Source organism: Pseudomonas shahriarae (assembly GCF_014268455.2).
Classification (GTDB): Bacteria; Pseudomonadota; Gammaproteobacteria; order Pseudomonadales; family Pseudomonadaceae; genus Aquipseudomonas; species Aquipseudomonas shahriarae.
Genome location: NZ_CP077085.1, coordinates 1,230,477 through 1,249,430 on the forward strand (window position 1 = coordinate 1,230,477; position 18,954 = coordinate 1,249,430).

At 61.0% G+C, this 18,954-nt stretch carries 22 protein-coding genes; 10 read left to right on the forward strand and 12 right to left on the reverse strand.

The genetic code is table 11. The features are described 5' to 3' along the window. Positions 1-14: 14 nt before the first annotated feature. The 4 genes from HU773_RS05395 to cysZ all read right to left on the reverse strand — a co-directional run bounded on the left by HU773_RS05395 (position 15) and on the right by cysZ (position 3,590). Entirely contained in the window at positions 15-386 is a 372-nt protein-coding gene (locus HU773_RS05395) for a hypothetical protein (RefSeq protein ID WP_186625437.1), read from the reverse strand. A 116-nt stretch (positions 387-502) separates the two neighbouring features. Next, a complete protein-coding gene (locus HU773_RS05400) occupies positions 503-1,681 on the reverse strand; it encodes a glycosyltransferase family 4 protein (protein WP_186625440.1) in 1,179 nt (392 codons plus the stop codon). 78 nt (positions 1,682-1,759) lie between these two features. Next, a complete protein-coding gene (locus tag HU773_RS05405) occupies positions 1,760-2,737 on the reverse strand; it encodes a cytochrome-c peroxidase (RefSeq protein WP_162947782.1) in 978 nt (325 codons plus the stop codon). An 85-nt stretch (positions 2,738-2,822) separates the two neighbouring features. Then, positions 2,823-3,590: a sulfate transporter CysZ gene (cysZ, locus tag HU773_RS05410; protein WP_186625442.1), complete on the reverse strand. Its 768-nt coding sequence runs from the start codon at positions 3,588-3,590 to the stop codon at positions 2,823-2,825. A 294-nt stretch (positions 3,591-3,884) separates the two neighbouring features. Here cysZ and trxB point away from each other — a divergent pair, with 294 nt between their 5' ends. Further along, positions 3,885-4,847, forward strand: coding sequence for a thioredoxin-disulfide reductase (gene trxB, locus HU773_RS05415; protein ID WP_057958322.1), 963 nt, complete (start codon positions 3,885-3,887; stop codon positions 4,845-4,847). An 87-nt stretch (positions 4,848-4,934) separates the two neighbouring features. Here the strand turns inward: trxB and HU773_RS05420 are convergent, their stop codons facing one another. The 5 genes from HU773_RS05420 to HU773_RS05440 all read right to left on the reverse strand — a co-directional run bounded on the left by HU773_RS05420 (position 4,935) and on the right by HU773_RS05440 (position 7,342). Continuing rightward, positions 4,935-5,273 (reverse strand): HopJ type III effector protein, encoded by a 339-nt coding sequence (locus tag HU773_RS05420; RefSeq protein ID WP_120731674.1) that lies wholly within the window; start codon positions 5,271-5,273, stop codon positions 4,935-4,937. After that, positions 5,266-5,562, reverse strand: coding sequence for a DUF1244 domain-containing protein (locus tag HU773_RS05425; protein ID WP_057437796.1), 297 nt, complete (start codon positions 5,560-5,562; stop codon positions 5,266-5,268). The genes HU773_RS05420 and HU773_RS05425 overlap by 8 nt, the downstream gene beginning before the upstream one ends. Positions 5,563-5,585: 23 nt before the next feature. After that, positions 5,586-5,957 (reverse strand): dihydroneopterin triphosphate 2'-epimerase, encoded by a 372-nt coding sequence (gene folX / locus HU773_RS05430; RefSeq protein WP_057437798.1) that lies wholly within the window; start codon positions 5,955-5,957, stop codon positions 5,586-5,588. Between the two features lie 55 nt (positions 5,958-6,012). After that, complete coding sequence (gene folM / locus HU773_RS05435; protein WP_057437799.1) at positions 6,013-6,720, reverse strand: dihydromonapterin reductase; 708 nt, start codon at positions 6,718-6,720, stop codon at positions 6,013-6,015. A gap of 61 nt (positions 6,721-6,781) precedes the next feature. Then, positions 6,782-7,342: a putative antibiotic biosynthesis monooxygenase gene (locus HU773_RS05440; RefSeq protein ID WP_057958325.1), complete on the reverse strand. Its 561-nt coding sequence runs from the start codon at positions 7,340-7,342 to the stop codon at positions 6,782-6,784. Between the two features lie 213 nt (positions 7,343-7,555). On the opposite strand from HU773_RS05440, the gene HU773_RS05445 reads away from it, so the two are divergent. Continuing rightward, the gene (locus HU773_RS05445) at positions 7,556-8,515 is read left to right on the forward strand and encodes a MerR family transcriptional regulator (protein ID WP_186625444.1); all 960 of its coding nucleotides are present in this window, start codon (positions 7,556-7,558) and stop codon (positions 8,513-8,515) included. A 2-nt stretch (positions 8,516-8,517) separates the two neighbouring features. Here the strand turns inward: HU773_RS05445 and HU773_RS05450 are convergent, their stop codons facing one another. Beyond that, on the reverse strand, positions 8,518-9,123 hold the full coding sequence (locus HU773_RS05450; protein ID WP_115127440.1) for a hypothetical protein: 606 nt from the start codon (positions 9,121-9,123) through the stop codon (positions 8,518-8,520). Positions 9,124-9,181: 58 nt separating this feature from the next. Then, positions 9,182-9,649 (reverse strand): PAS domain-containing protein, encoded by a 468-nt coding sequence (locus tag HU773_RS05455; protein WP_057437813.1) that lies wholly within the window; start codon positions 9,647-9,649, stop codon positions 9,182-9,184. A gap of 103 nt (positions 9,650-9,752) precedes the next feature. On the opposite strand from HU773_RS05455, the gene HU773_RS05460 reads away from it, so the two are divergent. After that, positions 9,753-10,208, forward strand: a complete 456-nt coding sequence (locus HU773_RS05460; protein WP_057444540.1) for a flavodoxin — start codon at positions 9,753-9,755, stop codon at positions 10,206-10,208. Here the strand turns inward: HU773_RS05460 and HU773_RS05465 are convergent. Further along, the gene (locus HU773_RS05465) at positions 10,189-11,085 is read right to left on the reverse strand and encodes a LysR family transcriptional regulator (protein ID WP_057437816.1); all 897 of its coding nucleotides are present in this window, start codon (positions 11,083-11,085) and stop codon (positions 10,189-10,191) included. The two genes, HU773_RS05460 and HU773_RS05465, sit on opposite strands and share 20 nt — an antisense overlap. 92 nt (positions 11,086-11,177) lie before the next feature. Here HU773_RS05465 and HU773_RS05470 point away from each other — a divergent pair, with 92 nt between their 5' ends. The 7 genes from HU773_RS05470 (at position 11,178) to HU773_RS05500 (ending at position 18,908) form a co-directional block, all read left to right on the forward strand. Then, positions 11,178-11,570: a CidA/LrgA family protein gene (locus HU773_RS05470; protein ID WP_120731676.1), complete on the forward strand. Its 393-nt coding sequence runs from the start codon at positions 11,178-11,180 to the stop codon at positions 11,568-11,570. After that, a complete protein-coding gene (locus tag HU773_RS05475) occupies positions 11,560-12,246 on the forward strand; it encodes an LrgB family protein (RefSeq protein WP_057958328.1) in 687 nt (228 codons plus the stop codon). Before HU773_RS05470 ends, HU773_RS05475 begins: the two co-directional genes overlap by 11 nt. A 153-nt stretch (positions 12,247-12,399) precedes the next feature. Then, positions 12,400-13,182 (forward strand): class II aldolase/adducin family protein, encoded by a 783-nt coding sequence (locus HU773_RS05480; protein WP_057958329.1) that lies wholly within the window; start codon positions 12,400-12,402, stop codon positions 13,180-13,182. Next, the gene (locus tag HU773_RS05485) at positions 13,182-14,126 is read left to right on the forward strand and encodes an alpha/beta fold hydrolase (protein ID WP_057958330.1); all 945 of its coding nucleotides are present in this window, start codon (positions 13,182-13,184) and stop codon (positions 14,124-14,126) included. Before HU773_RS05480 ends, HU773_RS05485 begins: the two co-directional genes overlap by 1 nt. A gap of 198 nt (positions 14,127-14,324) precedes the next feature. Then, the gene (locus tag HU773_RS05490) at positions 14,325-15,236 is read left to right on the forward strand and encodes an SDR family oxidoreductase (protein WP_057958331.1); all 912 of its coding nucleotides are present in this window, start codon (positions 14,325-14,327) and stop codon (positions 15,234-15,236) included. A gap of 483 nt (positions 15,237-15,719) precedes the next feature. Continuing rightward, positions 15,720-17,510, forward strand: a complete 1,791-nt coding sequence (locus HU773_RS05495) for a DUF1302 domain-containing protein (RefSeq protein ID WP_186625445.1) — start codon at positions 15,720-15,722, stop codon at positions 17,508-17,510. 30 nt (positions 17,511-17,540) lie between these two features. Continuing rightward, positions 17,541-18,908, forward strand: coding sequence for a DUF1329 domain-containing protein (locus HU773_RS05500; RefSeq protein WP_169990148.1), 1,368 nt, complete (start codon positions 17,541-17,543; stop codon positions 18,906-18,908). Positions 18,909-18,954 lie beyond the last annotated feature (46 nt).

The window sequence follows — 18,954 nt, forward strand, 5'->3', positions numbered from 1 at the left end:
CTCATCCCCATGCTTTAGCTGCGGCTGAAGGGCGGGCTATCCACCCTTGGGGCGGAAGTAAGCTGCTCAAAGGGGCGGGACTCTGCCTTAGGCTGACCCGAGCTGACTTGGCTGGGTGAGTGTGAGGGCTCTTGCGACGATATCCCCAACTGCCGCCGAAGTTGATTGCGCTGCGCTTTTTCCTGCACGGCTGTTTGATCAGGGAGGTCTGCCTCATGTGTGAGTCGATTGAATCGGTCACTGTTCAGCAGTTTCTGCTCGTCGGCGGTGAAGGGTTCGATGTCTCTGCCGTGCTTTTGCCATAAATGATCATACTGCGCGGGATCCTTCTGGCCGTTGTTCGGGGGGAGGGCTGAGGTCGGTAAAGGGTTGGTGTTGATTAACATGGTTAAGACTCCATCGCATGATTGTCTGCGCAGACCTTCAAGAGCCTGAATCTGCAGCCCTATCTGTATGGCGCTAGAGAGCTGATGGTTCCATGTCTAAAGTAACTGGATATACATCACACCAGGCGCGAGCTGCCTGTATCGACAGGTTCCTCACCGCACACGCTGCGCAGTTGGTGCTCGAACTGCTCGATAATTGCCGGCCAGCCCTGGCGACTGGCATGTTGGCGGGCATTCAGGCGCATCCGGCGCAGACTCTCGGGTTCTTCCAGTAACCAACTGGCGGCATCGCAAAATGCATCCTCATCACCCGGCATCGCCACGGCACCACTGTAGCCATGGCGGATATGCTGGGTGGCGGCCGCCTGGTCGTAGGCCACCACGCCCAATCCGGAGGCCATGGCTTCCAGTACCACGTTGCCAAAGGTCTCGGTGAGGCTGGGGAACAGAAACAAGTCCCCTGACGCATAGTGCCGGGCCAGTTCCTCGCCGCGTTGCGTGCCGCAGAAAATCGCCTCGGGGAGGCTCTTTGCCAGTGTCTCCCGCTGTGGCCCGTCACCGACCACGATCAGCTTCAAACGACGCTGTGGATAAGTGGCTTGCAACCCCTCGAAGCAGCGTTTGAGCAAGCCGAGGTTTTTCTCTGGCGCCAGGCGTCCGACATGCAAAATCGCAATATCGTCATTGCCCAGGCCCCACTGCCCACGCAAGGTGTTGTCACGCCTGGCCGGGTGGAACAGTTGGCTGTCGACCCCGCGCGACAACAGGTCCAGGCGCTCGAAGTGGCGGCGTTCCAGTTCCAGGCGTTGGCTGACGCTGGGCACCAGGGTCAGGCTGGAACGGTTGTGGAACCAGCGCAGGTAGTGGGTCAGGATGCGGCTGAGCATGCTTAGGCCGTACTGGCTGGAATACTGCTGGAAGTTGGTATGGAAACCGCTGACCACGCTGATCCCCAGGCGCCGTGCCGCGCGCAAGGCCGACAAGCCCAGCGGGCCTTCGGTGGCAATGTACAGCACGTCCGGACGCTGGCGTTTCCAGCGCCGCAGCAGTTTGTGCATCGAGGACTGGCCCCATTGCAGGCCGGGATACCCTGGCAGAGGCCAGCCGCGACACAACAGTAGGCCGTCGTCGCTGAGGCGGCTCGAGTCGCCACCCTGGCGCGGGCGCACCAACTCCACCTGATGCCCACGGGCGCGCAGGCCGTCACACAGGCGGCCAAGGGTGTTGGCCACGCCGTTGATTTCCGGTGGAAAGGTTTCGGTGATCAGGGTGATATTCAGGGAAGCTGTCGTCATGCAGCCAGTGTCGGCGCGGGCCATGTCGTCATTGTGTCATCGCAATGACGGATTTATGACGACAGGCCCGGTACTGGCTTAGTTGAACGGCGCAGGACGCGGGGTCTTGGCCGAGGACGGTGGCAGGATCGGCAGCTTGAAGTCCGGCTGGTCGCCGGTCAGGGTGTCGAGGAATGCGACAATCTGGCTGACCTCATCGGTGCTCAACTTGCGCCCCAGTTGCAGGCGGGCCATCACGTCCACGGCTTCGCTGAGGTTCCAGTAGGCACCGTCGTGGAAGTAGGGGTAGGTCAGGGCGACGTTACGCAAGGTCGGTACCTTGAACATCATCCGGTCCTGATCCTTGCCGGTCAGGCCCGCCACGCCCTGGGCCGGGTTCTGGGTGGCATAGGGTTCGACCATGCCCATTTTCTGGAAGGTGCTGCCACCGACCGCTTCGCCGTTATGGCACGCCACACAGCCGATGCTCTTGAACAGCTGGTAGCCCTGCGCCGCAGTGGCGCTGATGGCTTTTTTATCGCCCAGCAACCAACGGTCGAATGGGGCGTTGGGGGTGACCAGGGTTTCTTCGAAGGCCGCAATGGCATTGGTCACATCGTCGAACTTGATGCCGTCATCGCCATACACCTTCTTGAACGCCGCCTGGTATTGCGGGATCGAGCGCAGTACGTCCACCGCCAGGTCGTGGGTAAAGCCCATCTCGCCGGGGTTGGCGATTGGGCCGCCGGCCTGCTCCTGCAGAGTCGCCGCGCGCCCGTCCCAGAACTGCGCGACGCTCATGCTCGAGTTGAGCACCGTCGGCGAGTTGATCGGGCCCTGGTGCCAGTTATGGCCGATGGAGGTGGGCAGGTTGTCGCTGCCGCCCATGCTCAGGTTGTGGCACGAGTTGCAGGAAATAAAACCGGACTTGGACAAGCGCGGGTCGAAGAACAATTGCTTGCCCAACTCGACCTTGTTGGCATCGGTGATCTTCGCCGGTTGCACCGGCAGGATGGGTTCATTGGCGGCGGCGGCCCCCCAGGCCTCGCCGCCCAACATCAATCCGAACATCAGCATTAACGGTCTGTACACGGTGTGCTCCCCACAGGCTTATAGTTTTAATAACCATGTGCTCTGTGTGGGCAAATCGCCATGATCCAGGTCAATCGAACAGGTTAGGGCTTTGCGCCAGCATCGTTTCGGCGCCGCGCTCACGCACCCAGAACAACGTGGCCCCGGCCACCGCCGCCGGCATCATCAGCAGGTTGACCACCGGCACCAGCAACACCAGGTAAACAATCCCGCCGAAGCTCATGCTCTGCCAGCGCTTCTGGCGCAGCCAGGCGAGCATTTCGTTCCAGCCCAGTTTGTGGTTGTCGGCCGGGTAGTCGATGTATTGGATCGCCATCATCCACACCCCGAACAGCAGCCACAGCGGTGCGGCAATCAGGTTGACCACGGGGATGAAGGACAGGATAAACAGGCCGATGGCCCGGGGCAGGAAGTAGCCCAGCTTGCGCATTTCCCGGGCCAGGGTGCGCGGGACCATGGCGAACAGCTCGGCCCAGCTGAAGGCGGGGAAATCATCGGTACCGCGCACCACCACTTCGACTTTTTCCGCGAGGAAGCCATTGAAGGGCGCGGCGATGATATTGGCGAGCATGGTGAAGCTGAAAAACACCATAAAGGCCACCAGCAGCACAAACAGCGGCCACAGGATGTAGCTGAGGAAGCTCAGCCAGCTGGGCAGTGTCGGCATCAAGGTGTCGACCCACAGGCTGAACTGATGGCCAGCAAAATAAATCAACCCGACGAACAGTATCAGGTTGATCGCCAGGGGCAGCAGGACGAACAGGCGCAGGCCTGGGCTCAAGACCAGTTTCAGGCCTTCACGCAGGTATTGTGGGCCTGACAGAACGGGGGCGGGCATGGAAAACTCCGGGCAAAAGGGTAAACGCGCCGACCTTACCGGCTTTGCCGGTAGGGTGAAAGCACGGTCAGCAAGCCGACATTAACGGTAACAAACATGTTGATTAATAGGTGCCACGGCATAGAGACCGCCTATGAGCTGGATTGTTAATCCGTATTTCCTTAATCTTGCCCCCCTCTATACGCTGCACCCATTATTTTTAGGGCCTGCGAGTTAAAAAGCCTTCCCCAAGTGCTTCGCGGTCCTTTTTTATTCCAGCCGCTCTGTAGTCCGGGCGGTCGATAGGAGTGAGTCATGTCTGATACCCGTCATTCGCGAGTGATTATTCTCGGTTCCGGCCCTGCCGGTTACAGCGCTGCGGTCTACGCGGCCCGGGCCAACCTCAAGCCGTTGCTGATCACCGGCATGCAGGCGGGTGGTCAGTTGACCACCACCACTGAAGTCGACAACTGGCCGGGCGACGTCCACGGCCTGACCGGCCCGGTGTTGATGGAGCGCATGAAAGAGCACGCCGAGCGTTTCGAGACCGAAATCGTCTTCGACCATATCAATGCCGTGGACTTCTCGAAAAAGCCCTACAGCCTGACCGGCGACAGTGGCGTCTACACCTGTGACGCGCTGATCATCGCCACCGGCGCCAGCGCCCGTTACCTGGGGCTGCCATCGGAAGAAGCGTTCATGGGCAAAGGCGTTTCCGCCTGCGCGACCTGCGACGGGTTCTTCTACCGCAACAAGCCGGTGGCTGTGGTCGGTGGTGGTAACACCGCTGTCGAAGAAGCACTGTACCTGGCCAACATCGCCAGCACCGTGACCCTGGTTCACCGCCGCGAAACCTTCCGCGCCGAGAAGATCCTGATCGACAAGCTGCACGCGCGGGTTGCCGAAGGCAAGATCATCCTCAAGCTCAACGCCACCCTGGATGAAGTCCTGGGCGACAACATGGGTGTGACCGGTGCGCGCCTGAAAAACAACGACGGCAGCTTCGACGAGCTGAAAGTCGACGGCGTGTTCATCGCCATCGGCCACACTCCGAACACCTCGCTGTTCGAAGGCAAGCTGACCGCCAAAGACGGTTACCTGGTGGTGCAGGGCGGCCGTGAAGGCAATGCTACCGCGACCAACATCGAAGGCATCTTTGCCGCTGGCGACGTGGCTGACCACGTCTACCGCCAGGCCATCACCTCGGCCGGCGCCGGCTGCATGGCGGCCCTGGATGCCGAGCGTTACCTCGACGGCTTGAAAGACGCTGCTTTCTAAACCGTTGCAATGAAAAAACCGGCTGCGAGGCCGGTTTTTTTATGGGCGCGATTCAAGCAACGCCAGAGTACAGACGTGTTAACCCGATCAGCGCCGGCTCAAGGGCTGGGCGCCGAACTTCACACCCGCCAACCCATGCTCGATCAACGCGCGGATATTGCCGTGATCTGTGCCCTCAGGCGTCGCCAGCACCGAACGATAGTGCTCACCAAACGCCAGCAGGGCCTCTTGGTCGCTCAAGCCTTCCAGCAGCGCCAGGCCCAGGGTCTTGCACGAGCCCTCGTTTTGCCCGGCGGCGTTTTCTACACCACCGTTGGTGAAGGCCTGGGGCTGGTAGTCGTAGCCAGCAGCGATAAACGCCAGGGTGTCGGCAAAGACGTGTACGCCGCTGTTGAGGCTGGCGCGCAGGGTGTTCAGGTCAGTCATGGGGTTTTCCTTTGGCAAACGCCGCTTGTTGTTCGGCGCTGGCTTCTTGCTGGTATTGGGCTTTCCACTCGGCGTACGGCATGCCGTAGACCACTTCGCGGGCGTCATCGAGGCTGACCTCGATCTGGCGTTCGTCGGCTTCGGCCTTGTACCACTTGGACAGGCAGTTGCGGCAGAACCCGGCGAGGTTCATCAGGTCGATGTTCTGCACGTCCTTGCGGCTGTCCAGGTGTGCGACCAGCCGGCGGAAGGCGGCGGCTTCGAGTTCCAGGCGTTGTTGATCAGTCATGGGGTTCACGCAGATTCAGGGGGTTAACGGCTGGCCGCCAGGGTGATCGACACCGACTCGGCAAAACGCAGCGCATGGGGCTTGTCGACTTCGACTTCGGCATACAGCACCGACTCATTGCTCATCACCAGGTCCAGCAGTTCCTGGGTCAGGCGTTCGAGCAGGGCAAAGCGGTTGCCTTCGACGTGGGCGATGATGGCCTTGGTGATGGTGCGGTAGTTCAAGGCGTGGTCAATGTCGTTATCGCGCACCGCGTCTTGTGCGGCATACAGGATGGTCAGGTTGATCAACACATCCTGCTTGTTGAGGATCTCCTCCTCGTTGATGCCAATAAAGGTGCGCAGACACAGGTCCTTGACCCGGATGCGCGCCATACCTGGTTGAAGTTGTGGCATTGCTACTTGCTCCGTCCAATCAGTTGCAGGAACCCCAGGCGGCTGGTGTTCGGGTTTACTTGACATGCCGCCCGCCATTGACGGTCAGGGTGGTGCCAGTGACATAAGGGTTGTCCAGCAGGTAACGCACGCTCTGGTAAATCACCTCAGGCCCGGGTTCGATACCCAATGCAGACTTGGCCAGGACCTTGGCGCGATAGGCCGCGTCGTCGCCGTCGTTGAACATCACCATGGCCGGCGAGATGCCATTGACCTTGATCCGGGGCGCGTATTGGGCGGCGAAGGACAGGGTCAGGCTGTCGAGCCCGGCCTTGGTGGCGCAGTAGGCGATATGCTGGCGGCTACCCTTGCGGGTCACGTCGTCGCTGATGTGCACAATGTCGGCCAGCGTCGAGCAGCGCAACAAGTCAGCACAATGCAGGTTGATCAGGTACGGCGCAAGCATGTGCACGCTGAACATATCAATAAAGGCGTGGGCTTCGTCGCCAGGTGTTTCTGCGGCCCAGGTCGAGGCATTGTGGATAATCGCCCGCAGGCTATCGGTATGGCTCTTGAGTTCGCTGATAAATGCCAGGATGCCGGCCTCAGAGGAGAAGTCGGCAAACACGCCAATCGCCCCACGTTCGCGCAGGGCCTGCACGCCGGGACGCTCACTGCGATAGCTGAAGATCACCGGCTGGTTGTCGTCCAGCAGGCGCAGGGCGCAGTGCAAGCCGACACGTTGGCCGGCGCCGGTGATCAGGATCGGAGCGGGAGAAGTCATGGGAAGCTCGAGTCGCGGGCAAGCTAAAACTATACCAGCGACCGGCCTGTTGCGGATCGGCTCAAACGGTTGCTTCGGCAGGTTTTACCCGTGGCGGCGCAGGATTGAGCCAGCCTGCCAGCAAATGGGTCGACAGCGGAATGAACAGATAGACCATCAACGGCGTCAGGGCCAGGGTGCTGACCAGCACGCGGCTGAACAGGCCCAGTTCGGCCAGCAAGGGCTCAAGGCCAAAGTTGAACAGCAGCGACACCGGGAAAAACGCCAGCCAGATCGCCACGGCCTGTTTCCAGCGCGGCGGGCGTTGGCCTACGGCACCAAACCAGCCCTCCATGCCGCTGACCCGATGCTCCATAGGGTCGGCAAACAACTCGCTGCCACGGCTCAGCCAGGCGCTGCGCGAGGCCGAGAATTCCCAGGCGTGCAGGGTCTGCTCGTCGGCGAAGCGGAAGATGATCTGGAATTCGCCACCGTCGGCAGGCGGGGCAAGCACGCCGGAGCCCAGGTAACCGGGAAAGTCAGTGGCCAGTTGCTCGCCTTCACGCAGCCAGCTCATCATGTCTTGATAGCGACCTTGGGCAGCGCGGCGCGCGACCATCAAGGTGACGGGGAGGGTAGACATTGTGTATCTCCGAATGTGTGGGAGCGCTGTACCGGGTAGGTGGCGTCCCTGGCGAAACCGCGGGGTAGAGCGGCGACGCAGAAAAAACAGGCAAGGATTATTCCTGATTTGACGAAATACGCCAGCGACATTGGACGGCTGGGCAATTCCCTTGAAAAAGACAGGTATAAAAGCGTTAAATGGGATCCAACTTTGTATAGTTTTGGTCAGCCGATGCCTGTAATCACAGCACCATCCCAAGGTATTGCACCAAGCGCCCACTGTGCGGCAGATGAGTTGTTCCCGATTCGCGAAGTTGCGAGATTGACGGGTATCAACCCGGTCACGCTCCGAGCGTGGGAGCGGCGTTATGGTTTGATCCAACCGGTACGCACCGAAAGCGGGCATCGCCTGTACACGCAGAAGGATATTGAGACCGTCCATCGCATTCTGGATTGGATCGAGCGTGGCGTGGCGGTCAGCAAAGTTGGCAAGATCCTCGCGCGCGACGATTCGCAGGCCTCTTTCGTGCGCCAGTTGCAGGAAGGCGACGCAGAACACGAGTCGACTCAGTGGCAGCAGCAGTTGCAACTTGCCATCGGCGCTTTTGATGAGCTGCAACTGGAACGCCTGTACGGGCAGATTTTTGCGGCATACCCCGTTGCGGTGGTGTTCCAGGACATCCTGATGCCCCTTTGGCAACAGTTGTTGCGTCACCAGGGGCGTTTCGGCCAGGCCAGCGAATGGCTGTTTTTCGACAGTTTCCTGCGGGCGCGGATTTCCCAGCGCCTGCAGATGGCCCGTGCCGGCCGTACGCCACAGGTATTGCTGGCGGCCATTGCCGGGGAGTGCCGAGAACTGGAGTTGCTGGTGGCGGGGCTGATGCTCAGTGGTGATGAACTGGCCGTTCACGTGTTGAGCTTGGGGCATCCCCTGGATGAGTTGACGCTGGTCTGCGAGAAGACCCGGCCGCAGGCGCTGGTGCTGTTCTCCAACCACTCACCGACCCACGATTTGCCCAATCGGCTGGAGCGCTTGGCCCTGACCCTGGAATGCCCGCTGCTATTGGCCGGTGATGCCTCGGACATGGCCGACAAGCAACTGGCCGGTACTGCCATCGGTTGCCTGGGCAATGAGGGGCGGTTGATGCAGCGACGCTTGCAGCAGTTTCTCAGTGGAACCCTGGATACCTGAGATCAGGCATGCACTTCGGGGTGGGCCAGGCGATGCTGTTGCAGGATGAACTGGCGCAGGCGCTCGGTTTCATCCGCATCACCCTGGCTCAAGCGGTAGGCAAACAGGCCGCGAGCCGTTTCGCGCTCTAACGTGCCACGCACGGCAATCCGTTCGTAGCCGGAGGGGCTGAACCACATCGAGAACGTGCGCGGTGGTTTGCTGCGGCCGCGACACTGCACCAGCAGGCCCTTGAACGACACTTCATGCACCCACAACGCTCCCGGCTGACCCCTGACGTTTTCCAGGGCGACCGGCTCTTCAAGCACCAGGCGCCAGGGCCGGATCATCGGCCCATCCTCGAAAATACTCGGCACCCCAAGACGCAAGTGCACGGCATGGAACTCGTCTTCCACCAGTTGCAGTGGAAAGGTCATTTGCTGGTTATCGAACTGCGCCTGGATCGTCACCTGCTCATGGGCCGCGAGGCGCGTAAGCAGGTCGCGGATCTGCGCGCCACCGTTGACCGTCAGGCTCGACGACACATCCCGCACATTCAGCTGCGGGTTGTGGTGCATGTTCTGGATGAAATCCAGCTCGTCCTGGGTCAAAAGCGCGTCGCGTTGCATTGATGTGGCTCAAGGAAATGCGTGATTAAACTGATTATCACCCTAAAGACCATATTTTCTAAAGTTTGTTAGATCCGCTCGTCGCCCGGAGCGTTGCCAACTCGGCCGTAAGTGCTGCTACCTGGGCTTCCAGCTGGGTCACACGCTGCTGGGCCTTGACCTGAACCGTGACATCTTTCTGCACGCCGACGAAGTAAGTCTGCTGATCGGCCTGGTTATAAACCGTCGATAATGACAGTTCATTCCAGAAATGCGTGCCGTCCTTGCGGTAGTTGCGCAGGATTTCCCGGCATGCGCCGCCACTGTCCAGGGCTTCGCGAATGGCCATCAGGGCCGGCTGGTCGCGGTCACCCGATTGCAGGAAGCGGCAATCCTGATAAAGGACGTCGTCTAGGTTGTAGCCGGTCATGCGTTCGAAGGCGGGGTTCACGTAAATCAGCGGTTTGTCCTTGCCTTCCCGTTCCGCCACGACAATCCCGTCGTTGGAGGCATTGACCACCATTTGCATGAGCTTGGCGTTGATCATTGAGCGATCCATAGCGTGTTTGTGGATTTCTTAGTGTAGGGCAACCCACCCGGCTGCCAACTGTTAATATCCCAGGTTTTCACTCAACTACAGGATCAGATTGATGAAAGTCGCCATCCTTTCCGGCTCGGTCTATGGCACGGCAGAAGAAGTTGCCCGCCACGCCATGGGTATCCTCAATGCAGCCGGTTTCGAGGCCTGGCATAACCCGCGGGCGACCCTGGCCGATGTGCAGGCCTTCGCCCCGGACGCCTTTCTGGCCGTCACCTCCACCACCGGCATGGGCGAACTGCCGGACAACCTGATGCCGCTGTATTCGATGATCCGCGACCAACTGCCCGCCGCCTGGCGCGGTTTGCCTGGCGCGGTGATCGGCCTGGGCGACGCCAGCTACGGCGACACCTTCTGTGGCGGCGGCGAGCAGATGCGTGAGTTGTTCGGCGAATTGGGCGTGCGCGAAGTCCTGCCAATGCTGCGCCTGGATGCCAGCGAAAGCGTCACCCCGGAAGCTGACGCGGAGCCATGGCTGGCAGAGTTGGTCAGCGCACTGCGCGGCTGATCGGGTATTCGCGCAGCAGCGCCAGCCAGGCCAGGGCGGCTTTCGACAGATAGGCGCCCTTGCGCCAGATAAAGGCAATATCCCAACGTAGGAATTGCGGTGCCCTGAGTGTCAGGCGCACCACGCCGGGACGTTCCAGCCCACGTGCGACCACGCTGGGCAGAAGCACCACGCCCTGGCCGGCGGCCACCAGTGCCACCAGAAAGTCCGCCTGGCCACTGCGCCCACTTTCCCGGGGTGTGAAGCCCAGTTGCTGGCAGGCCTGGAGTAGCCGGTCATTGAGCACAAAGCTGCGCTGGTACATCAAAAATGGCGTGTCGGCCAACTCCTCCAGGCCAATCTCTGTGTGCTGCGCCAGTGGGTGGTCCACGGGCAGCAGCGCATCCAGCGGTTCATCACAGAAAGCTTGCCAGGCGAAAGCCGGATCGGTGGGCAGCAGGCTGCCGCCGACGTCCAGCTCACCCGCGAGGATTGCCTGCTCAATATTGCGGCTGCCGCCCTCGAGCAATTGGATGCTGACATTGGGGTAGCGCCGGCGATATTCGGCAAACAGCCCGGCAAACAGGGTGTCGCCCCCCAACTGCGGCAGGCCCATGCGCAACTCGCCACGGGTGAGTTGATTCAAGTCGTCCAGCTCGCTCAGCAGCTCGGTTTGCAGGCGCAACATGGCTTCGGCCCGTTGCAGCACCACCTGCCCGGCGGCGGTCAGGCGCACCTGGGAGCCAATGCGGTCGAGCAGCGGCGTGCCCAGGCTTTGCTCCAGTTGCGCCACTTGCTTGCTCACGGCGGACTGGCTGATATGCAAGGTTTTCCCGGCCTGGGTAAACCCGCCACGGTGGACCACTTCGATAAAGCTGCGCAGTTGTTTGAATTCCATTGCGGTAATTCCTATTTGGAATGGCTTGCAGTCTAACAATTCGCTTCGGGTATGCCACGCGGCTCTTTAAAATGAAGGCCTGCGAGGAACCTATGTCTACTAAACGCTTAACCTTCAAACATCTGGGCCGGCTGCTGGTTGAGTTGCTGGTATTGCTGGCGATTTACTTGCTGGGCTGCCAAGTGGCCGTGTGGCTGGCCTGGCCGATCCCTGGCGGGGTGATTGGCCTGGGCTTGCTGTTGCTGGTGTTCGCCAGCGGCCTGATCAAACCGGCGGCCCTGCAATTGGGCGCTGGCCTGCTGATGGCAGAGATGCTGCTGTTCTTTATCCCGGCGCTGATGAGCCTGCTCGATTACGGCGGCCTGATGCGCCATGACGGCTGGCGGATCATGCTGGTGATCGCCCTCAGTACCCTGATGGTGATGCTGGTCACGGCGTTTACCGTCGAACTGGTCTGCCGCTGGAAGTTGCGCCATGAAGCTTGAACTGATGCCGCTGTTCTGGCTGGCCCTGACCCTGGTGGCCTATGGTTTCAGCCGCTGGATCTATCGGCGTACCGGGCGCTACCTGCTGTCGCCACTGATTCTGGTGCCCGCGCTGCTGCTGGCGGTGGCCGTGCCACTGAACACCGCCTATGCCGAGTACTCCACCGACACCCATTGGCTGATGCTGGTACTGGGGCCGGTCACGGTGGCGTTCGCCATTCCGATCTGGCAGCAGCGCCAGTTATTGATGCGGCACTGGTCGGCGTTGCTGCTGGGGATGCTGGCGGGTAGCGCGGCATCCATTGGCACCTCATTTGGCCTGGCCAAGGCCCTGGCCCTGGACAGTTCGGTCACGATGTCGTTGGTGCCACGCTCGATCACCACGCCCTTTGCCATGCCCCTGGCCCATGACTTGGGCGGTGTACCGGAGCTGACGGCAGTATTTGTGATGTTCACCGGTGTGTTCGGCGCCATGCTCGGTGGGGTACTGCTCAAGTGGTTGCCGCTGCGCAGTGCCCTGGCGCGGGGCGCGTTGTTTGGCGTGGGCGCCCACGGTGCGGGCGTCAGCCGTGCCCATGAAGTGGGGGGCGAGGAGGGCTCGGTGGCCGGACTGGTGATGGTCCTGACCGGTTTGCTCAACCTGTTTGCCGCGCCTTTATTGGCGTCGCTTCTCTGACACCTTGTTGTACAAATATGAACTATCCTCGTAGTTGACTCGCTCGGTCATCAAGCTGGCTGCCAACGCAACTACGGCTGCCCCGAGGTCTGACTAGACTGGCCCATCACCCTAAAAAAATAATAAGAACACCACCGCGTCGAGGTCATTGCCGTGAGCCTAGCCCCCGTTCAATCGACACAGAGTGTGAAAGACCAGGTCAGCGCCGCCGAATGGCAGGCCCGTATCGACCTGGCCGCCTGCTATCGCCTGGTAGCCCTGCATGGCTGGGATGATCTGATTTTCACCCATATCTCGGCCAAGGTGCCGGGCACCGAAGACTTCCTGATCAACCCGTTCGGGCTGATGTTCCACGAAATCACCGCCTCCAGCCTGGTCAAGGTCGACCAGGCCGGCAACAAGTTGATGGACAGCCCCTACGAGATCAACCCGGCCGGCTACACCATCCACAGCGCGGTACACGAAGTACGCCACGACGTGGTCTGCGTGCTGCACACCCACACGGCGGCCGGCGTGGCCGTGTCGGCGCAGAAGCAGGGCGTGCTGCCCATCAGCCAGCAATCGCTGTTCGTGCTGTCGAGCCTGGCCTATCACGCCTACGAAGGCGTAGCGCTGAACCACGAGGAAAAGGCCCGCCTGCAGGCCGACCTGGGGCCGAACAATTTCCTGATGCTGCACAACCATGGCCTGTTGACCTGCGGTGCGACCATCGCCGATACGTTCCTGATGATGTTCACCTTCCAGCGCGCCTGCGATATCCAGGTGCTGGCGCAAAACGGCGGTGCGGAATTGATCGCCATCGAGCCGCAGATTCTGGCGGGGGCCAAGGCGATGATTGCGGGCGTGACCAAGAGCGCCCAAGGCATGGGCGGCGCGCTGGCCTGGCCGGCATTGTTGCGCAAGCTGGACCAACAAGACCCAGGATACCGACTCTGATGCCACTGGCCGAGATCCCCCTGAGCGCCTGGCGCAAGCGCGGGCAGAGTTTTGTCTTTCGCGGGCAGACCCTGCGTTATTGGGTGGCCGGGCAGGGCGAGCCCTTGCTGCTGATCCACGGTTTCCCCAGCGCCAGTTGGGACTGGCATTACCTCTGGCAGCCCCTGGCCCAGCGTTATCAGGTGATCGCCTGCGACATGCTCGGCTTCGGCGACTCGGCCAAGCCCCTGGACCACACTTATTGCCTGCTGGAACAGGCCGACCTGCAACAGGCGCTGCTGGCCCATCTGCGGATTCAACAGCCGGTGCATGTCATGGCCCATGACTACGGCGACAGCGTGGCCCAGGAACTGCTCGCCCGGCACTACGAAGGTCGCTTTCAACTGGCCAGTTGTGTATTTCTCAATGGCGGGCTGTTCCCCGAGACCCACCGCGCGGCGCTGGTGCAAAAACTCTTGCTCAGCCCCCTGGGGTGGATGATCGGTCGCGCATTCGGGCGCAACGCCCTGGCCGACAGCTTCAAGCAGATCTTCGGCCCCGACACCCGTCCCAGCGAAAGTGCCCTGGATGATTTCTGGAGCCTGATCGAAAACAACGACGGCCCGCGGATCCTGCACAAACTCATCGCCTACATTCCCCAGCGCCGTCGCCAGCGTGAGCGCTGGGTGGCGGCCATGCAGCGCGGCGAAGTGCCGTTGCGGGTGATCGATGGCGAAGTCGATCCGGTCTCCGGCGCGCACATGGTCGCGCGTTACCGCGAGTTGATACCGGACGCCGACACGGTGTTGCTGGCCAATATCGGCCACTACCCGCAGATCGAGGCGCCGGTGCAGGTGCTCAAGCATTACCTGGTATTTCGCGACGGCATCGGCAACAGCAAAGACCCGCTATGGGAACTGGCTTGTGTAGGAGCTGGCTTGCCTGCGATGGGTACACCTCGGTAAATCAGTTGTACCGAGGTGATGCAATCGCAGGCAAGCCAGCTCCCACATAAGCCAGCTCCCACACAAGCTATCTCCTGCATCAGTTCAATCATCCCCGTGCCTTATTGCGCACCATTCACCCCCGCCCGTATTTATTGTGACCACAAGCCCGGTGCCTGACACTCAAGCCATCGTCCACTGTCTTCGCTGGAGTTCCCTATGAGTGAGTCTGTGCAGTTCCAAGATAAAGTCGTGATCGTCACCGGGGCCGGGGGTGGTTTGGGCCGTGCCCATGCGCTGCTGTTCGCCAGGCACGGGGCCAAGGTACTGGTCAACGACCTTGGCGGCTCGACTCAGGGCGAAGGCGCCAACGCCTCGGCGGCCGACCGCGTAGTGGCCGAGATTCGTGAGGCCGGCGGCATTGCCGAGGCCAATCACGATTCGGTGACCGACGGCGAAAAGATCGTGCAACACGCCCTCGACGTGTTTGGCCGCATCGACGTGGTGGTGAACAACGCCGGGATCCTGCGGGACAAGACCTTCCACAAGATGGAGGACAGCGACTGGGACCTGGTGTACCGCGTGCACGTCGAAGGCGCCTACAAAGTGACCCGCGCCGCCTGGCCGCATATGCGCGAGCAAGGCTACGGCCGGGTGATTTTCACCGCGTCCACTTCAGGCATCTACGGCAACTTCGGCCAGTCCAACTACGGCATGGCCAAGCTGGGCCTGTATGGCCTGACCCGCACCCTGGCGTTGGAAGGGCGCAAGCACAACATCCTGGTCAACGCCATCGCGCCCACTGGCGGCACGCGCATGACTGAAGGGTTGATTCCGCCGCAGGTGTTCGAGCGACTCAAGCCCGAGCTGGTCAGCCCGCTGGTGGTGTACCTGGGCAGCGAGGCCTGCCAGGAAACCTCGGGGCTGTTTGAAGTGGGCGGCGGCTGGATCGGCAAGACCCGCTGGGAACGCAGCCTGGGCGTAGGCTTTGATCCTGAGGCTGGCTTCTCGCCAGAGGATGTGGCGGCGCACTGGCAGCAGATCTGCGACTTTGAAGGGGCGGCCCATCCCAAGGACAATATCGAAGCCTTGAAAGAGATGATGGACAACCTGCAGAAGTACAGCCTGTGATCGTTACCTGAAAAACATTTAATCCTGCGGGGCGCTGAGAGCGCCCCGCTTTTTTTCAGGCATAAAAAAGGCCGCTGCAAAAGCAGCGGCCGAAGTAAGACGTTGGATCAAGGAGCTACAAATCAACGTCAGTGAACACCGTTAACAGACTGAAAATAAGCTTCAATCCATCCAAAACTGGCTTTCGTGAAGCAGGCGGTTTGCCTTGAACGCCCGGCAAGAATAGTCCGTTGTAACAGAATGAAAAACACTGATTCAGGACAAGGACTGTTACCAAAACAACAACAGTGGCGCCCCTGCCGGGCGGGGGTATCCATTCTCTTGATGGCGTTCCATCCACTGCGTCCATAGCCCCACCGATACCCACGCTAGAGCCTGCGCTAATCCTTTCGAGCGACACAACGAATACCTCCTTGGTGCGCTTATCGCTCCTGCTGGCGGGCAGTAGGGTGGGGCCTTCTGTCACACCACCGGGGAAGACGCATGACAAAAACAACAATGCGCGCCATCTTCAGGCCACAGGCGCTGGCCGCTGCGGTTGCTTTGGGCTGCTGCGTTCAGGCGCAGGCTGTTTCATTCAATATCGGCGAGATCGAGGGGCAATTCGATTCATCGCTGTCGGTCGGGGCCAGTTGGGGCATGCGCGATGCCGACCGCAAGCTGGTGGGGACGGTCAACGGCGGCAGTGGCCAGGCCTCCACCGGGGATGACGGGCGCTTGAACTTCAAGAAGGGCGAAACCTTCTCGAAAATCTTCAAGGGCCTGCACGACCTGGAACTCAAGTACGGCGATACCGGTGTGTTTGTGCGGGGCAAATACTGGTACGACTTCGAACTCAAGGACGAAGACCGCGAGTTCAAGCCGATCAGCGACCACAACCGCAAGGAAGGCTCCAAATCCAGCGGTGCGCAGATCCTCGATGCCTTCGTCTATCACAACTATTCCCTGGGCAACCTGCCGGGCACCGTGCGCGCCGGTAAACAGGTGGTCAGTTGGGGCGAAAGTACCTTCATCGGCAACTCCATCAACAGCATCAACCCCATTGACGTCTCGGCTTTCCGCCGGCCGGGCGCCGAGATCAAGGAAGGCCTGATTCCAGTCAACATGCTGTTCGCCTCCCAGGGCCTGACCAACCAACTGACCGTGGAAGGTTTCTACCAGTTGGAATGGGACCAGACCGTGCTGGATAACTGCGGCACCTACTTTGGTGGCGATGTGGCGGCCGATGGCTGCACCGACAACTACACCGTTGGCAGCCCGGCGATCCGCCCGCTGCAACCGGTCGCTGCCGCGTTCGGCCAGGGCTTTGGCGTAACCAATGAAGGGGTGATCGTACGCCGCGCCGCCGACCGTGACGCCCGGGATTCCGGGCAGTTCGGCATGGCCTTGCGCTGGTTGGGCGATGACACCGAGTACGGCCTGTACTTCATGAACTACCACAGCCGCACGCCGACGGTGGGCACCCTCACGGCCAACACCAACCTGGCGACCATCGGCAATATCATCAATACCGCCAACGGCATTGCCCCCGGCAGTGGCGCCGGCCTGGCGCAGAGCGTGATGCTCGGGCGCGGCCAGTACTACCTGGATTACCCCGAAGATATCCGCCTGTACGGCGCCAGCTTTTCCACGACCCTGCCCACCGGCACGGCCTGGACCGGGGAAATCAGCTACCGCCCCAACGCCCCCGTGCAACTCAACACCACTGACCTGACCCTGGCCCTGGTCAACCCCATCGCCGGTAACGCCGCGTCGCCAATCAGCAGCTCATTTGGCGCCGACAACATCGGCTACCGGCGCAAGGAAATTACCCAGTTCCAGACCACCATGACCCAGTTTTTCGACCAGGTGCTGGGCGCCGAGCGCCTGACCGTGGTGGGCGAGGCGGCCATCGTGCGGGTCGGCGGGCTGGAGAACAAAACCAAGCTGCGCTACGGCCGCGATTCGGTCTATGGCCAATACGGCTTTGGCGGTGACACCGACGGCTTCGTCACCGCGACCTCCTGGGGTTATCGCGCCCGGGCGATCCTCGACTACAACAACGTGATCGCCGGGATCAACCTCAAGCCCAACCTGTCCTGGTCCCATGACGTCAAGGGCTACGGCCCCAACGGCCTGTTCAACGAAGGGGCCAGGGCGCTCAGCGTCGGGGTCGATGCGGACTACCGCAACACCTACACCGCGAGCCTGAGCTACACCGACTTTTTTGGCGGTGACTACAACACCCTGACCGACCGTGACTTCCTCGCCCTCAGCTTCGGCGTGAACTTCTGATTCGGCTAAAAAAGAACAAGGACAACAACCATGCGTAAGACGATTTTGCAGTGCGGTGTGCTGGCCCTCAGCCTGTTGGCCGCCAACGTGATGGCCGCGGTGTCACCCCAAGAAGCCGCCAAGCTGGGGACCACCTTGACCCCGGTGGGCGCGGAGAAGGCCGGTAACGCCGATGGCTCGATCCCGGCCTGGACCGGCGGTATCCCGAAAAACGCCGGTGCGGTGGACAGCAAGGGCTTTTTGGCCGACCCGTTTGCCAATGAAAAACCGCTGTTCGTGATCACTGCGGCCACGGTCGACAAGTACAAGGACAAACTCTCGGACGGCCAGGTGGCGATGTTCAAGCGTTATCCCGAGACCTACAAAATCCCGGTCTACACCACTCACCGCACGGTCAACCTGCCCGACGATATCTACGAGTCGATCAAGCGCAGCGCGCTCAACGTCAAGTCGATCAACGACGGCAACGGCCTGGAAAACTTCACCGGTAACCGCTATTACGCCTTCCCGATTCCGAAGAATGGCGTCGAGGTGTTGTGGAACCACATCACCCGTTACCACGGCGGCAACCTGCGGCGCATCATCACCCAGGCCACACCGCAGACCAACGGCAGCTACACGCCGATCCGCTTCGAAGAAGAAGTGGCGGTGCCGCAACTGATCCCGGACATGGACCCGACCAAGGGCGCCAACGTGCTGACCTTCTTCAAGCAGTCGGTCACCGCGCCCGCCCGCCTGGCGGGTAACGTGCTGCTGGTGCACGAAACCCTCGACCAGGTGAAGGAACCGCGCCTGGCGTGGATCTACAACGCCGGTCAACGCCGCGTGCGCCGTGCACCGCAAGTGGCCTATGACGGGCCGGGCACCGCGTCCGACGGCCTGCGCACCTCGGATAACTTCGACATGTTCTCCGGCGCGCCAGACCGCTACGACTGGAAGCTGGTGGGCAAGAAGGAAATGTACATTCCCTACAACGCCTACAAGCTCGACTCGCCATCCCTCAAGTACGACGACATCATCAAGGCCGGCCACATCAACCAGGACCTGACCCGCTATGAACTGCACCGGGTCTGGGAAGTGGTCGGCACGGTCAAGCCCAACGAACGGCACATCTATGCCAAGCGCCACATGTACATCGACGAAGACAGCTGGCAAGTGGCGCTGGTGGATCACTATGACGGCCGTGGCCAACTGTGGCGTGTTGCCGAAGGCCATGCGCAGTTCTACTACAACCACCAGACCCCGGCCTACACGGTCGAGACCCTGTACGACATCATCGCCGGGCGCTACATCGCCCTGGGCATGAAGAACGAGGAGAAGAGCAGCTTTGTGTTCGGCTTCAACGCCAAGGCAGCGGACTACACCCCGGCGGCCTTGCGCGCCTCGGGCGTACGCTGACCTGAGGTTGTAAACCCAATCCTGTGCCGGGCTCACATGAAGCCCG

Excerpts from the sequence above, each read along its gene's own strand:
- HU773_RS05405 (WP_162947782.1), bottom strand. The coding sequence starts at position 2,737 with ATGCTGATGTTCGGATTGATGTTGGGCGGCGAGGCCTGGGGGGCCGCC.
- HU773_RS05500 (WP_169990148.1), top strand. The coding sequence starts at position 17,541 with ATGCGTAAGACGATTTTGCAGTGCGGTGTGCTGGCCCTCAGCCTGTTG.
- HU773_RS05395 (WP_186625437.1), bottom strand. The coding sequence starts at position 386 with ATGTTAATCAACACCAACCCTTTACCGACCTCAGCCCTCCCCCCGAAC.
- HU773_RS05425 (WP_057437796.1), bottom strand. The coding sequence starts at position 5,562 with ATGACTGATCAACAACGCCTGGAACTCGAAGCCGCCGCCTTCCGCCGG.
- cysZ (WP_186625442.1), bottom strand. The coding sequence starts at position 3,590 with ATGCCCGCCCCCGTTCTGTCAGGCCCACAATACCTGCGTGAAGGCCTG.
- HU773_RS05475 (WP_057958328.1), top strand. The coding sequence starts at position 11,560 with ATGAAGCTTGAACTGATGCCGCTGTTCTGGCTGGCCCTGACCCTGGTG.
- HU773_RS05450 (WP_115127440.1), bottom strand. The coding sequence starts at position 9,123 with ATGCAACGCGACGCGCTTTTGACCCAGGACGAGCTGGATTTCATCCAG.
- HU773_RS05470 (WP_120731676.1), top strand. The coding sequence starts at position 11,178 with ATGTCTACTAAACGCTTAACCTTCAAACATCTGGGCCGGCTGCTGGTT.
- HU773_RS05485 (WP_057958330.1), top strand. The coding sequence starts at position 13,182 with ATGCCACTGGCCGAGATCCCCCTGAGCGCCTGGCGCAAGCGCGGGCAG.
- HU773_RS05400 (WP_186625440.1), bottom strand. The coding sequence starts at position 1,681 with ATGACGACAGCTTCCCTGAATATCACCCTGATCACCGAAACCTTTCCA.
- HU773_RS05420 (WP_120731674.1), bottom strand. The coding sequence starts at position 5,273 with ATGACTGACCTGAACACCCTGCGCGCCAGCCTCAACAGCGGCGTACAC.
- folX (WP_057437798.1), bottom strand. The coding sequence starts at position 5,957 with ATGCCACAACTTCAACCAGGTATGGCGCGCATCCGGGTCAAGGACCTG.
- HU773_RS05440 (WP_057958325.1), bottom strand. The coding sequence starts at position 7,342 with ATGTCTACCCTCCCCGTCACCTTGATGGTCGCGCGCCGCGCTGCCCAA.
- folM (WP_057437799.1), bottom strand. The coding sequence starts at position 6,720 with ATGACTTCTCCCGCTCCGATCCTGATCACCGGCGCCGGCCAACGTGTC.
- HU773_RS05465 (WP_057437816.1), bottom strand. The coding sequence starts at position 11,085 with ATGGAATTCAAACAACTGCGCAGCTTTATCGAAGTGGTCCACCGTGGC.
- trxB (WP_057958322.1), top strand. The coding sequence starts at position 3,885 with ATGTCTGATACCCGTCATTCGCGAGTGATTATTCTCGGTTCCGGCCCT.
- HU773_RS05445 (WP_186625444.1), top strand. The coding sequence starts at position 7,556 with ATGCCTGTAATCACAGCACCATCCCAAGGTATTGCACCAAGCGCCCAC.
- HU773_RS05455 (WP_057437813.1), bottom strand. The coding sequence starts at position 9,649 with ATGATCAACGCCAAGCTCATGCAAATGGTGGTCAATGCCTCCAACGAC.
- HU773_RS05490 (WP_057958331.1), top strand. The coding sequence starts at position 14,325 with ATGAGTGAGTCTGTGCAGTTCCAAGATAAAGTCGTGATCGTCACCGGG.
- HU773_RS05495 (WP_186625445.1), top strand. The coding sequence starts at position 15,720 with ATGACAAAAACAACAATGCGCGCCATCTTCAGGCCACAGGCGCTGGCC.
- HU773_RS05460 (WP_057444540.1), top strand. The coding sequence starts at position 9,753 with ATGAAAGTCGCCATCCTTTCCGGCTCGGTCTATGGCACGGCAGAAGAA.